At 73.3% G+C, this 12,579-nt stretch carries 13 protein-coding genes; 5 read left to right on the forward strand and 8 right to left on the reverse strand.

The features are described 5' to 3' along the window. Positions 1 to 72: 72 nt before the first annotated feature. Entirely contained in the window at positions 73 to 813 is a 741-nt protein-coding gene (locus tag HCJ92_RS16930; protein ID WP_167934448.1) for a CE1759 family FMN reductase, read from the forward strand. A gap of 66 nt (positions 814 to 879) precedes the next feature. Then, on the forward strand, positions 880 to 1,383 hold the full coding sequence (locus tag HCJ92_RS16935) for a TrmH family RNA methyltransferase (protein WP_245240950.1): 504 nt from the start codon (positions 880 to 882) through the stop codon (positions 1,381 to 1,383). A gap of 281 nt (positions 1,384 to 1,664) precedes the next feature. Here the strand turns inward: HCJ92_RS16935 and HCJ92_RS16940 are convergent, their stop codons facing one another. Both HCJ92_RS16940 and HCJ92_RS16945 read right to left on the reverse strand, forming a co-directional pair. Continuing rightward, the gene (locus HCJ92_RS16940) at positions 1,665 to 2,645 is read right to left on the reverse strand and encodes an RluA family pseudouridine synthase (RefSeq protein ID WP_167934449.1); all 981 of its coding nucleotides are present in this window, start codon (positions 2,643 to 2,645) and stop codon (positions 1,665 to 1,667) included. Between the two features lie 216 nt (positions 2,646 to 2,861). Continuing rightward, positions 2,862 to 3,323, reverse strand: coding sequence for a winged helix-turn-helix transcriptional regulator (locus tag HCJ92_RS16945; RefSeq protein WP_167934450.1), 462 nt, complete (start codon positions 3,321 to 3,323; stop codon positions 2,862 to 2,864). A 63-nt stretch (positions 3,324 to 3,386) separates the two neighbouring features. Here HCJ92_RS16945 and HCJ92_RS16950 point away from each other — a divergent pair, with 63 nt between their 5' ends. Both HCJ92_RS16950 and HCJ92_RS16955 read left to right on the forward strand, forming a co-directional pair. Further along, positions 3,387 to 4,133 carry an AzlC family ABC transporter permease gene (locus HCJ92_RS16950; protein WP_167934451.1) on the forward strand — a complete coding sequence of 249 codons (747 nt, stop codon included), beginning with the start codon at positions 3,387 to 3,389 and terminating at the stop codon, positions 4,131 to 4,133. Then, positions 4,126 to 4,443, forward strand: coding sequence for an AzlD domain-containing protein (locus HCJ92_RS16955; protein WP_167934452.1), 318 nt, complete (start codon positions 4,126 to 4,128; stop codon positions 4,441 to 4,443). Before HCJ92_RS16950 ends, HCJ92_RS16955 begins: the two co-directional genes overlap by 8 nt. 41 nt (positions 4,444 to 4,484) lie before the next feature. Here HCJ92_RS16955 and HCJ92_RS16960 read toward each other — a convergent pair whose 3' ends face one another. From HCJ92_RS16960 to HCJ92_RS16980, 5 genes are all read right to left on the reverse strand, one after another. Then, a complete protein-coding gene (locus tag HCJ92_RS16960) occupies positions 4,485 to 4,625 on the reverse strand; it encodes a hypothetical protein (protein ID WP_209311236.1) in 141 nt (46 codons plus the stop codon). Positions 4,626 to 4,757: 132 nt separating this feature from the next. Further along, entirely contained in the window at positions 4,758 to 5,603 is an 846-nt protein-coding gene (locus tag HCJ92_RS16965) for a hypothetical protein (RefSeq protein WP_167934454.1), read from the reverse strand. 67 nt (positions 5,604 to 5,670) lie between these two features. Further along, a complete protein-coding gene (locus tag HCJ92_RS16970; RefSeq protein ID WP_167934455.1) occupies positions 5,671 to 6,606 on the reverse strand; it encodes an SRPBCC family protein in 936 nt (311 codons plus the stop codon). Continuing rightward, positions 6,606 to 7,676: a hypothetical protein gene (locus HCJ92_RS16975; protein ID WP_167934456.1), complete on the reverse strand. Its 1,071-nt coding sequence runs from the start codon at positions 7,674 to 7,676 to the stop codon at positions 6,606 to 6,608. Before HCJ92_RS16975 ends, HCJ92_RS16970 begins: the two co-directional genes overlap by 1 nt. A 253-nt stretch (positions 7,677 to 7,929) precedes the next feature. Further along, a complete protein-coding gene (locus tag HCJ92_RS16980; RefSeq protein WP_167934457.1) occupies positions 7,930 to 8,250 on the reverse strand; it encodes a hypothetical protein in 321 nt (106 codons plus the stop codon). 340 nt (positions 8,251 to 8,590) lie between these two features. Here HCJ92_RS16980 and HCJ92_RS16985 point away from each other — a divergent pair, with 340 nt between their 5' ends. Beyond that, positions 8,591 to 11,029 carry a SpoIIE family protein phosphatase gene (locus HCJ92_RS16985; RefSeq protein WP_167934458.1) on the forward strand — a complete coding sequence of 813 codons (2,439 nt, stop codon included), beginning with the start codon at positions 8,591 to 8,593 and terminating at the stop codon, positions 11,027 to 11,029. A 49-nt stretch (positions 11,030 to 11,078) separates the two neighbouring features. Here HCJ92_RS16985 and HCJ92_RS16990 read toward each other — a convergent pair whose 3' ends face one another. Next, a complete protein-coding gene (locus tag HCJ92_RS16990; RefSeq protein WP_167934459.1) occupies positions 11,079 to 12,461 on the reverse strand; it encodes an L-serine ammonia-lyase in 1,383 nt (460 codons plus the stop codon). Between the last annotated feature and the right edge of the window lie 118 nt (positions 12,462 to 12,579).

Here is a 12,579-nt window from a genome sequence, read left to right on the forward strand (position 1 = left end):
GGCCGGCGGCGCGGCCGGACCGGTGGCGGCGGGCACGACCGCCGCCGCCCCCGCCACCGGAGGAGCCGCCGTATGACCGCCTCGCACCGCCCGCTCCGGCTCGCGGTGGTGTCCGCGGGCACCGGTGTGCCCTCCAGCACCGGTCTGCTCGCCGATCGGCTGGGCGACGCCGTCGCCACCGCCCTCGGAGGCCGGGGCCGTCCGGCCCGCGTCGACCGGGTGGAGCTGCGCGACCTCGCCGTCGCCGTCGCAGGCGCCGTCGTCACGCAGGTGCCGGACAAACGGCTGACCGTCGCGCTCGACACCGTGCGGAACGCCGAGGCGCTCGTCGCGGTGACGCCCGTCTACAACGCCTCCTACAGCGGACTCTTCAAGTCGTTCTTCGACCTGCTGCGGCCCGAGGACCTGGCCGGCACCCCGCTGCTGGCCGCCGCCACCGGCGGCACCCCGCGCCACTCGCTGGTGATCGACCACGCGATGCGTCCGCTCTTCGGCTACCTCCGGGCGATCACCGTGCCCACCGGCGTCTATGCGGCCACCGCGGACTTCGGCAGCCACTGCGGTGCCGAGGCGGAAGGGGAGGCCCCACTCACGGAGCGCATCGCCCGAGCCGCCGGCGAGCTGGCCGACCTCGCGGCCGGCCGGTCCGCCGAGCCGACGGGCCGGGGCGTTCCCCGGTCCGGGGTCTCGGCGGTGACCGCCGCGACCACCGGGCCCGCCGGGGCCACGGCGGCCGGCGCGTCCGCGTCGGACGACGGCCTGTCCGAGGTTGTGCCCTTCGCCCAGCAGCTCGCCGCCGTGAGGCGTGGCTGAGGGGGTGTGCGATCCTGGGCGCGCGCCGGCCGACGGCGCCGAACGGGCGAACAAGGGGACAACGGCATGACGGCCACGTACGAGCAGATGCGGCACAAGGAACCGGGCTCGTTGGCCCGGCCCCGCGAACTCGTCGTGGCCGTCGCGCCGCTCAAGAGCCGGGTCAACCTCTCCACGATCCTCCGCGCGGCCGGCTGCTGCGGCGTCACCCGGGTCATCGCCTGTGGCAACGCCAAGGTCGACCCGACCGTCGCCCGCGACAGCCTCGACCAGATCACGGTCGAGAACCGACGGACCCTGCCGCCGGTGCTCAAGGCACTCCGTGAGGACGGCTACCGCGTGGTCGGCCTGGAGCAGACCACCAACTCGGTCAGCCTCCACGAGTACCGCTTCCCCCGACGTACCGTGCTGGTCGTCGGCAACGAGCGGCTCGGCATCACGGAGGAGGAGCTGCGGTACGTCGACGACTGCGTCGAGATCCCGGTCTGGGGCGCGCCGCACAGCTACAACGTCGCCACCGCCGCCGCGATGGGACTGTACGAGTACTGCCGCCAGTTCCCCGAAGGCTGACCGCCGCCCGGCCGCGGCGGGGAAGGCCCGGCCGGTCGGGCCCCGGCCGGTCGGGCGCGGCCGGTCGGGCGCGGCGGCGCACGTCGCGTGGTCGCGCTCCCCGGGCGTGGCGCACGCCTGTCCTCACGCTCCGAGGCGTACGGCGTTGTCTCCGTCACGCGCAGGGGCGCACCGCTTTCCGCGGACACTCCCCGGAGCGTGAACGCACCCAGGCGAACGCCACCGGGGCGCGCCCCGGTGGCGGTGAGCTCGGCCCGGAGTCCCGCGCGACGAGCCGGGGGTCAGCGCGCGGTGCGTGCCTGGCGTTCCAACCGCCCCAGCAGCAGCTTCGCGCGGTCCAGCGCCCCGTCGACGCCGTTCTGGAGCCGGTCGCGCACCGGCGACCAGAACGCCTCGTCCGGCGCCGCCGAGACCGTCACCCGGGACCCGTCGCTCCACTCCTGGTCGTACGCGAGCTGCCACGAGTGCAGACTCGCGCGGGCCGAGGGCGGGGCGGCGGCCCGCGCGAAGAGCGGGTCGCCCTCGATGGGGTGGCCGATCCACGCCAGGTGCACCCTGATCTGGTGCCGCCGTCCGGTCACCGGCCGGACCACCAACACGCTGTGCCGCTCGTCGCGCCACACGGTGGCGAACAGCGTCTTCGACGGATAGTTGCGGACCTTCGGCAGCACGTCGCCCTCTTCGACGTACCACCGCCCGCCTCCGCCGCGGATCGCCTCACGCGGCGCCGCCACGCGCACGCGGGACTTCCGCCCCACGCTCAGCGGCAGGTCCACCTCGCCCTCCTCGGGCAGCGACGGTCCCGTCCCCGGCAGACCGTCGTTGCGGACCACGGCCAGGTAGGCCTTGCCGACGCTGCGGCGGTTGAACTGCCGGGCGAGGTCGGCGTGTACGGGCAGTGACCGGGCGAGCAGCACCACCCCGGACGTCACCTTGTCGATCCGGTGGGCCGGCATCAGCCACTCATCGGCGTCCTTGGCCAGCTGCATCAGGTCGGTGTCGTGGCGCTCGCCGACGACCGAGACGTCGGCCGGCTTGTCGATGACCAGCACGGCGTCGTCCTCCCGGACGGCGGTGCGGCGGCGGATGGTCGGCCAGTCCAGCGCCGTGGTGGGGCCGCTCGTGGCAGTCGAGCCGGTGGTGGGGCCGACGGCCGAGCCGGTTGCGGGGGTGGCGCCGGGGGAGGAGCCCGCTCCGTCGTCCGTCTCCGGGCCCCCGCCCGTGGCCGATCCGTCCGGTGCTCCGTTGTGCCGCGTCGCCATCGTCCCGCTCGCCGTCGTGTGCCGTCCCCGCTCGCGGGGGCCCGCGGCGGGCGCTCCACTCTACGTGACGGGGCGAGGTCTCCCGCCCGTGCTGCTCCGCCCCGCCCCCGCCCCGTGCGGAGGCCCCGTGGCTGCGCCTCGGTCGCCCCGTGTTGCTCCGCTCCGTGTCCGCCCCGTGCGGGCGGCGGCGAGGGGCGGCTCGGGAAGACGATCCGGTCAGCGGTCGGTGTCGATGTTCTTCATCGTCAGGTGGGAGCCGATCCGCAGTACGCCGGGCAGGCCGCTCAACTTCTCCGTCAGGAAGGTCTCGTACGCGGCGTGGTCGGCGACCGCGACCCGGATGAAGTAGTCGGGGCGGCTGCCGAACATGCGGCGCAGCTCAACCACCTCTTCACAGGCGGAGAGGGTCTCCTCGAACTGCTCGAAGGTCGCCCGGTCGGTCGCGCTCACCTCGACGTCGACCAGTACCTCCAGTGCCCGGCCGATCGCATGCGGGTCGACCACCGCGCGGTAACCCAGGATGACCCCGGCCTCCTCCAACCGCTTCACCCGTCGAAGGCAGGGCGGGGGAGTGAGCCCCACGCGACGGGCCAGCTCGACGTTGGTGAGTCGCCCGTTGCGGGAGAGCTGCAACAGAATTTCGCGATCGATCGCATCGAGAGTCGTTTCATTGCGCACCGCCACAGTTTAGCGCCATGACAGGTCATCACAATGCGTGATCATTGTTCTAATCTTCTTCTCATGACTCGCGTTCTTCTTCCTGAGGCCGTGCGCGTCGGCACAGCCCCCTCGGCCGAGCGGGAGACCCGAACGTCTGCCGTCGCCCTGCGTGACTCCTTCTCGGTGGGTGTCGCCCTGGTACCGCTCGGTCTCGCCTTCGGCATGGTGCTCACCCAGGCCGGACTCGACTGGTGGTGGGCGACCGTCTTCACCGCCCTCATCTATGCCGGCTCTTTCGAGTTCCTGCTGATCGGGCTGGTCACGGCCCTCACCCCGCTGGGCACCGTGGCTCTGACCGCGATGCTGGTGAACCTGCGGCACGTCTTCTACGCCCTGTCGTTCCCGCTGGACCGCGTCCGGGGGGTGCGGGCCAAGCTGTACAGCACGTTCGCCATGACCGACGAGGCGTATGCGCTCACCGCCACCAGCGCCTCCCGCAGTTGGTCCGGGCCGCGCATCGTCTGGATGCAGCTCTACCTGCACCTCTACTGGATCATCGGCGGCACCGCCGGCGCGCTGCTCGGCGCTCTGATCGGGGACTCCGTCGCGGGGCTCGACTTCGCGCTTCCCGCGCTGTTCACCGTCATGGCCATCGACGCAGCCCGGGAGCGCCCGGAGGACGTGAGCGGTCCGCTGCTCGCGTTCGCCGCGGCGGTGGTCGCCGCCGTCGTCGCGCCCGGCCAGATGCTCCCCACCGCTTTCGCCCTGCTCACCGTCGCGCTCCTCGTCTCGTTGGTCGCGTCCCGGCTTCGGAGCCGTCGTGCCTGAGACCCCCTACCTGTTCGCAGCCGTGGCCGTCACCGTGGCCGTCACCTGGTCGCTGCGTGCGCTGCCCTTCGTGGCGCTCGCCCCGCTCCGCGAGAGCCGCACACTGCATTACCTCGGCGTGCGCATGCCGACGGGCGTCCTGGTGGTCCTCGTCGTCTACTGCCTGCGAGGCATGCCGGTGGCCGACAACGCCTGGCTGGCCCCGGCCGCCGCGCTCGCCGTCACCGCCGGCCTCCACCTCTGGCGCCGCAACGTCCTCCTCAGCATCACCGCCGGCACCGCTGTCCACGTGGTGCTGCTGAACCTCTGAGACCGGTGGGCCCACTGGTTGCGCCGGGGGAGCACCGGCGGTCAGCGTCCGCGGCGGCGGGGTCGCCGCGGACGTTCCGCCCGGGTGGCCAGGCGGTAGTCGACGCGGACTTCGTCGTAGTCCTCGCCCGCCTCGACGCGGTCGGGCAGGTTCTCCCGTGCGGATTCCGAGGAGGATCTCACCCCGGGCCCCTCGCGGAAGGTGACCCGGGCGTCGGGCGGTTCGTCGAACCGCAACCGGTCGGCGCGGACCCGGGCCGAGAAACCGACCTCGGGCGGGTCGTCGGACTGCTTGGACTGCTCCGGTGAGGCCGGTCACGGAGGGTGCTGACGGCGGCCCCGGCCGCCTGCCGCCGGCTCGCGGCGACGGCTGCGGCGCTCGCCGGCCGACGAGGCCGTCCGGCGCGGACGGCCGGTGCCGGTGCGGGGGGTTGCGCGGCGCTCGGCTCGCTCGCTGCCCTTCTCGACCGTGCCGGAGACACTCCGCTTCTTCTTCTGCGGGGCCTCGGCGGGCTCGTCCGCCGACTCGTCGGCAGGTTCTTCCTCGTCCGCCTCGGGCTCTTCACCGACGGCGTCGAGTTCGTCCGCGGCATCCCCAGCGGCATCCCCAGCGGCGTCCTCGGCTTCGTCCACGGCTTCGGTCGCGGTGTCCGTCAGCTCTCCGGCGGTGTCGCCGACGGCCTCCGCCGTGTCCCCCACCGCGTCGGTGGCACTCTCCCCCACGGACTCCACGGCCTTGGACGCGTGCCCGGCCGTGTCGGCGGCGGCGCGGCCGACCTCCGGTACCGCCTCCGCGGCGGCGCTGCTGACGCTGTCCGCCGCGGACTCCGCGGTGCGGGCGATGTGCGCCACGATCTCCGGGTTCTCCGCGAGCGTGGTCAGCGCCGTCTCGATCATCGAGGCCACGTTGTCCAGATGGACCTCCAGCAGTGCCTGCACTTCGACACCACGGATTCCCACGTTCAGCCGACCCAGCGAGACGTCGGCTCCCACGTTGATCTTCAGCAGGTCCAACAGTTCGGCCTGGAGCGTGACACTGGCCCGCAGGTCCTCGGCCTCGATCTCGATCTCCTCGACGTTCAGCACCGGCACGTCGAGCGTGACGTCGGGCGCCGGGGCGACGTCGGAGTCGGACTTCTCGGGGAGCTGGTCGTCGCTCATTCCTCAGCCTCCGGGGACGGGGGCCGCTGCGCGGCCCGGTGGGGGGCGTCGGCCGGGCGGGCGGCCGTCACCGGTCCTCCTCTTCTCCCTCTTCCTCCTCGTCCTGGTCAGTGTCCTCCGCTGCCGCCTCGTCGTCTTCCGAGTCCTCGTCTTCCTCCTCGTCGGACTCGGCGGCCTCCATGGCCTCCTCGTGGGTGCGGACGACCTCACCGTCGCGGATCTCGCCGCGCCAGCCCTCCACCTCCGGGTCGGCCGAAAGGGTGACGTAGCGCTGGAAGTTCTTCATGTCCAGGCGCAGGCGGCGACCCTGGGCACGCCACAGGTTGCCGAGCTTCTCGATGAACCCGTTGGGCGAGTACTCGACCACCGCGATCACGCGGGTCAGGCTCGGGCCCAGTTCGTGGAAGGTGACAGCCCCGTACGTGGTGCCCTTCGCCCCTTCGGAGCTCCAGATGACCCGGTCGTCGGGGACCTGCTCCTCGATCGTCGACTCGTACTCCCGGCTGGAGAACACCATCTTGAAAGCCCAGGTGGCGCTCTCGTCCTCCTGCTGGGTGACGTTGCTGACGCCCTTGGCCCAGGTGCCGAAGTCCTCGAACTCGGTCCAGTGGTTGTAGCAGACCGACCGGGGGACCCCGACATCGATGGCCTCGATGATCGCGGTGACCTTGGCGAGGAAGGCGTGGTCGTCACCCTCACCGGCCGCCGACTGGGATTCCTCGTCCTTGCCCATCCCCGGCACGTGCCGGGTGATGCCCTCCTTGACGGACCCGGCAGCCGCCGAGGCCGGGTTCTCCCCCTGGAGCACCTTGCCGGCGACATCCGGCAAGACCTTGCTGCCGGCGGCCGAACCGGCGGCGCCCAGTGCGGAACCCTTCAGCTTCTCGCCGGTCGCGTGCACGGCGGCCTTCGCCTGCGCGGCGAGCATCTGCATCAGCTCTTCGCGCACCTTGCCCATGGCAGCCGACATCGGGCCGGCGTCCTGCTGCTCTGTGGTGGTCATCAGCTCTCATCTCCGCGGCGTGCACGGGTGGCCGCCGTGCTGCGGCGCGTGCTGCGCTTCGCACGGGGCGCGCGCGACGTGCGGTCGCCGCTGCTCCGACGTGTCGTCGTCCCGTCGGCGGAGTCGGTCGACGCCTTCTCGGAGGACGTGCTTCCGGAAGAGGTCTTCTTCGCGGCGGTCTTCCTGGCGGCCGACTTCCCGGCAGTCGTCTTGCCTGCGGTGGTCTTCTTGGCCGGTGTGCTTTTGGTTGCCCTGCTCTTCGGCTGTGCCTTCTTGGCGGGGGCACGGGGCGCGGTCGGTTTCGTGCCGACCTGCTTCTTGCCGGCGGCCTTACCGGAGGGGCTCGGTGCGTCGGCGGCGGCCTTGGGCGTCGCCGTCCTCTTGCCGGTCGCGGGTTTCCGGGGTGTCGACGGGCCGGACTCCTCGGGCTCCTCGGCCTCGTGGGCCGCAGCCTCGTCGTCGTCCTCGGGTTCCTCCGTCTCGTCGGGTTCTTCCGTCTCGTCGGGCTCCTCCGATTCCTCGGACTCGGTCGCGCCCTCGGTCGCTTCCTCGGGCTCGTCCTCGGTCGAGGAGGAGGCCCCGTCAGCCCCGTCGGCGTCCTCTCCTTCGTCTTCGGCGCCGGCGTCCTCGCCGTCCTCCGTCTCGCCGGTGTCGTCGTCGGACTCGTCCGCCGCGTCGTCCGCAGGCGTCTCCGAGTCGCCGGCAGCGTCTCCGCCGTCCTCGTCCCCGTCATCGGCCGCGCCGTCGCGATCCGACTGCTTCGCGGTCAGCGCTTCCGTGCGCGCGGCGAGCGCGGCAGCCAGCGAGGACGCGCCCTGTCGGACCCCGGAGTTGAGCGTCGAGCGGCCGGAGGCGACGACGCCGCCACCGGCGGTGCTCAGCCGCTGCACCAACGACGACTTCTCCACCTGCTGGAGTTTGCCCTTCGCCGCCTCGGCAGGGTGTGGGCCCTTGCCCCGTCGGCCCAACGCGACGCCCGCGAGCGCGAGCGCCATCTTGGCGCGCTTGGTGCGGCCCAGCAGGTAGCCTGCGGCCACCCCCGCCGCCATGGCCGAACTGGAACGTCCCATTGTCTCCGCCTTCTCTCGGTCGAGGCCGAACGTCGCCTCCGAGTCGGCCGGGCCGCGCCCGCGCCGTCCGCCGCGGTCCCCTACGGGGCCGGGCGTCACTTCGGCCGCGCCACCCGGGCCGCGGCGCTCGCCGGGCCGCCGGGGGCAGCGATGAGCCGAAGGCGAATCGCTCGCTACTCCATTGGAACGCCCAGCCGCACAGGCCGCATGTGCAACCGCCCCGTGCGTCGTCGCGTGGCCGCCCCGCACGGCTTCAGGCCGTGGCGTCGTCGTCCAACGCCGCCAGGCCCGTCTCCCAGCGGTCGCGTCGCTCGCTATCGCTCTGTTCCCACCACGGGGTCCCGCGCTCGCCCAGCGCCGTCTTCGCCAGCTGCACCCGCCTCCTCGCGTGACGTTCCGCCGCGCCGTCGGCGGCTCGCAGCGCGGCTCCGACCTCGCGTCGCGCCGACATGAGGTGCCGTCGCAGCCGCTGCCCGACCTCCTCCGGGAGCGCCGGGTCGGTCGCCCGCCACCGCCGGCCGTTGATCAGCAGGTAGCGACCGTCGTCGGTGGTCTCGGGGGTGTGGTCCGCCATGGCGCGATCCTGCCCGGCCCGGCCCGCCCCGGCGACCGCCCGCCCCTCCGCTCCGGCCCCATCCACCTGGCCGGGACGGGACGGGGCGGCTCCGCGGGGTACCGCGCACGCCCGGCGGACGTCCGCGGCGGGCCCCGTGCAGCACGTCTGGGCCCCGTGCCCCGCCCCGTGCGATCGAACGGTGCGGGGTGCCGCCCCGTCGCGGGGACGTGGCGCGAGCGGACGAGGCCGCACCACCTGCGTGGCGCTCCCCGGCTTGTCGGGCCGGCTCACCTGCCCGACTCTGGAGCAGGGGCCGCTGCCGCCGCGGTGGCGGTACGGCGAGACCGCTGGAGGCGGCATGGCGCAGGGCGCGTGCGGACCGGCGGACGACCCGTGGGCCGACGTACCGGACGAGGCCGCCACCGCGCGCGCCGTGCTCGACGCCTCCGGCACGGTCATCCGATGGAACGACGGCGCCCGCCGCCTGCTGGGCCGGGACGCCGAAGCGACCGTCGGACTCCCGGCCGCCGAACTCCTCGCCGACCCCGCTGCCGCCTCCCGGGCGGCTCTCACCACGCGGGGCCGCCCCCGCTGGTACGGCACGCTGGACGTGCTGCACCGGGACGGCCGCACCGTGCCGGTCCGGCTGATCGCCCACCGGCTGACCGACGAGACCTGGGGCCCCGTGGGCTGGTTGCTCGTCAGTCCGCTCGCCGGAACCGAGGCCACCGAGGGCGACGCCGACCTCCCACGGGACGCCTTCCGCCACGCCCCGAACGCGCTCGCGCTGTACGACACGAATGTCCGGCTGCGCCGCGCCAACCTGGCGATGGAAGCCGTCCTCGGCCTCCGCGAGGACGACATGCGCGGCCTGCGGCTGTCAGAGATAGGCGGAAAACCCCAGAGCCTGGAGCTGGAACGCCAGGTCAGGGAGGTCGCGGTCAGCGGAGTGCCCCGCGACGTCCGGACCCGGCTGCGCACCGGTGGAGAGGCGCGTGAGCACGCCTGGATGGGCCGGCTCGCGCCGATCCGGGACCCGCAGGACCGGCTCGTCGCCGTGGCGCTCTCCGCGGTCGACCTCAGCGTCGAGGACGAGGCACGCAGCCGCCTCCAGCTGATCAACGACGCCGGCACACGCATCGGTACCACCCTGGAGGTCGGCCGGACCGCCCAGGAGTTCGCGGACGTCTGCGTCCCCAGGCTGGCGGACTTCGTCAGCGTCGACCTGCTGGAGGAGCCCCGAGACCCAGGTTCCGACACGACCTGGCCGTGTGAGGGCTACGTGCGGCTGCGCCGCGTCGCCCACCGCTCGGTCACCCCCGGCACACCCGAGGCGATGGTGCCGGTGGGCACCGTCTGGGACCACCCGATGGCCGCCGGCACCGTCCACGCCCTGCTTTCGGGCGAGCCCGTGACCGTGCATCGTGGCGAGCCCGGGTTCCTCGCCTGGGTGGCGCAGGACCCGGTGCGCAGCCGCCGCGCCTCCGAACTCGGGGTCCACGCGATCCTCGCGGTGCCGCTGACCTCGCGCCGCAGGACGCTCGGGGTGGGACTGCTGCTGCGCTACCGGCGGCCCGAACGGTTCGCCTCAGACGACGTGCTGCTGGGCCGGGAGATCGCGTCGCGTGCCGCCGTCTCGCTGGACAACGCGCAGCGCTTCACGCGGGAGCGTGACACGGCGCTCGCCCTCCAGCGCAGCCTCCTGCCCAGGACGCTGCCGCAGCGCTCCGCCGTCGATGTCGCCCACCGGTACCTGGCGGCCTCCGGGCACAGCGGTGTCGGCGGAGACTGGTTCGACGTCATCGCGCTCTCCGGGGCCCGGGTGGCGCTGGTCGTCGGCGACGTGGTGGGGCACGGTGTCCAGGCGTCCGCCACCATGGGCCGGCTCCGCACCGCGGTGCGGACACTGGCCGACGTGGACCTCCCACCCGACGAGCTGATCGCCCACCTGGACGACCTGGTGGTCCGTCTCGCCGAGGAGACCGGCGGCGGTGAGAGTGCCGGCGACATCGGCGCCACCTGCCTGTACGCCGTCTACGATCCGGTCTCCGGGGTGTGCACCATGGCCCGCGCGGGGCACCCACCTCCGGTGGTGGCCTCGCCCGACGGCACCACCGTCACCACCCTGGAGGTTCCCGCCGGCCCGCCTCTGGGGCTCGGCGGGCTGCCGTTCGAGGCGGCCGAGTTCGACCTGCCCCGGGGCTCCGTGCTCGCCCTGTTCACCGACGGACTGGTGGAACGGCGGGACCGCGACGTGGACGCGGGGTACCGGGCACTGCACACCGCGCTCGCCCGCCCGGCGGCGACACTCGACGACCGCTGCGCAGCGGTGCTCGACGCCCTGCTCCCCGACGAGCCGCCCACCGACGACGTGGCCCTGCTGATGGCCACCACCCGGGTACTGGACGAAGCGAACGTCATCACCTGGGACGTGCCCCACGAGCCGTCGGCCTGCGCCACCGCCCGCCGGGACGTCGCCGAGCAGCTCGACCGGTGGGGCCTGTCGGAGGCAGCCTTCACCACCGAACTCGTGGTGACGGAACTGCTGACCAACGCCATCCGCCATGCCACCGGCCCGGTGACGCTACGGCTCATCCTCGACGACACCCTGATCTGCGAGGTGTCCGACACCAGCGCCACCTCGCCGCACATGCGCCGGGCCGGCGGCTTCGACGAGGGAGGCCGCGGGCTGATGCTGGTCGCCCAACTGGCGCAGCGCTGGGGCACGCGCCACAGCCCGACGGGAAAGACCATCTGGACCGAGCAGCAGCGCCCCGACCGCGCCGGGGAGAGCTGAGCGCCGCGCTGAGGGCAGTCGTGCGAGGGTCCGTCCGGTCGGAACCCGCTCAGCACTCGATGACGTTGACCGCGAGCCCGCCCCGGGCGGTCTCCTTGTACTTCACCTTCATGTCCGCCCCCGTCTCCTTCATCGTCTTGATCGCCTTGTCGAGCGAGACGTGGTGGCGCCCGTCGCCGCGCAGCGACATGCGCGCCGCCGTGACGGCCTTGACCGCGGCCATGCCGTTCCGCTCGATGCAGGGGATCTGCACCAGCCCGCCCACCGGATCGCAGGTCAGACCCAGGTTGTGCTCGATGCCGATCTCGGCGGCGTTCTCCATTTGCTCCGCCGTCCCGCCCAGGACCTCCGCCAGACCGCCCGCCGCCATCGAGCAGGCCGAGCCGACCTCGCCCTGGCAGCCGACCTCCGCACCCGAGATCGACGCGTTCTCCTTGAACAGCATGCCGATGGCGCTCGCCGCGAGGAGGAACCGCACCACGCCGTCGTCGTCCGCGCCGGGCACGAACCGGGTGTAGTAGTGCAGCACCGCCGGGATGATCCCCGCCGCCCCGTTGGTGGGGGCCGTCACCACCCGGCCGCCGGCTGCGTTCTCCTCGTTGACCGCCATCGCGTAGAGCGTCACCCACTCCATGGTGTGCTCCGCGCGCTGCCCCTCGGCGCGCAGCTGCCGCGCCGTCTGCGCCGCGCGCCGCCGCACCTTCAACCCGCCGGGGAGGATGCCCTCCCGCGTCAGGCCGCGTGCCACGCACGCCTCCATGACGCCCCAGATCTCCAGCAGCCCGGCCCGGATCTCCGCCTCGCTGCGCCACGCGAGCTCGTTCTCCAGCATCAGTGCCGAGACCGACAGCCCCGTCTCCCGGGTCAGCCGAAGCAGTTCGTCGCCGGTGCGGAACGGGTGGCGGAGCACGGTGTCGTCGAGCTTGATCCGGTTCTCGCCCACCGCGTCCTCGTCGACGACGAAGCCGCCGCCCACCGAGTAGTAGGTCTTCTCCAGCAGTGGCCGGCGCTCCATGTCGTAGGCGCAGAGCGTCATGCCGTTGGCGTGGTACGGCAGGGAGCGGCGGCGGTGGAGCACGAGGTCGGACGCGGGGTCGAAGTCGACGGCGTGGCTGTCGCCTATGGCGGTGCCCAGCAGCCGCAGCCGGCGCTGCTGCCGGATCCGGTCCACCTCCGCGTCCGCGGCGTCCACGTCCACGGTGTCGGGGGCGTGTCCCTCCAGCCCCAGCAGGACCGCCTTCGGCGTGCCGTGTCCGTGGCCGGTTGCGCCGAGCGAGCCGAAGAGCTCCGCCCGCACCGAGGCGGTCGTGGCCAGCGCGCCCTCCTTCTTCAGCCGGTTGGCGAACATGCGCGCCGCGCGCATGGGGCCGACGGTGTGCGAACTGGAGGGGCCGATGCCGATGGAGAACAGGTCGAAAGCGGAGAGGGCCACGGTTGCGGACTTCCTTGTCTGCTCGTGATGTCCCGCCCGGGTGGAGCGGTCGTCGCGTGGTGCGGGCACGGGGCGGATCGCGCTCCCTGCCCGCCCCGCGGGGCGGCCGGAAGGCCGC

Origin of the sequence: Streptomyces spiramenti (genome assembly GCF_012034385.1) — a bacterium.
GTDB classification, from domain to species: domain Bacteria; phylum Actinomycetota; class Actinomycetes; order Streptomycetales; family Streptomycetaceae; genus Streptomyces; species Streptomyces spiramenti.

Coding starts and splice junctions, on each gene's coding strand:
- HCJ92_RS16930 (WP_167934448.1), top strand. CDS start 73: ATGACCGCCTCGCACCGCCCGCTCCGGCTCGCGGTGGTGTCCGCGGGC.
- HCJ92_RS16935 (WP_245240950.1), top strand. CDS start 880: ATGACGGCCACGTACGAGCAGATGCGGCACAAGGAACCGGGCTCGTTG.
- HCJ92_RS16940 (WP_167934449.1), bottom strand. CDS start 2,645: ATGGCGACGCGGCACAACGGAGCACCGGACGGATCGGCCACGGGCGGG.
- HCJ92_RS16950 (WP_167934451.1), top strand. CDS start 3,387: ATGACTCGCGTTCTTCTTCCTGAGGCCGTGCGCGTCGGCACAGCCCCC.
- HCJ92_RS16965 (WP_167934454.1), bottom strand. CDS start 5,603: ATGAGCGACGACCAGCTCCCCGAGAAGTCCGACTCCGACGTCGCCCCG.
- HCJ92_RS16970 (WP_167934455.1), bottom strand. CDS start 6,606: ATGACCACCACAGAGCAGCAGGACGCCGGCCCGATGTCGGCTGCCATG.
- HCJ92_RS16975 (WP_167934456.1), bottom strand. CDS start 7,676: ATGGGACGTTCCAGTTCGGCCATGGCGGCGGGGGTGGCCGCAGGCTAC.
- HCJ92_RS16980 (WP_167934457.1), bottom strand. CDS start 8,250: ATGGCGGACCACACCCCCGAGACCACCGACGACGGTCGCTACCTGCTG.
- HCJ92_RS16985 (WP_167934458.1), top strand. CDS start 8,591: ATGGCGCAGGGCGCGTGCGGACCGGCGGACGACCCGTGGGCCGACGTA.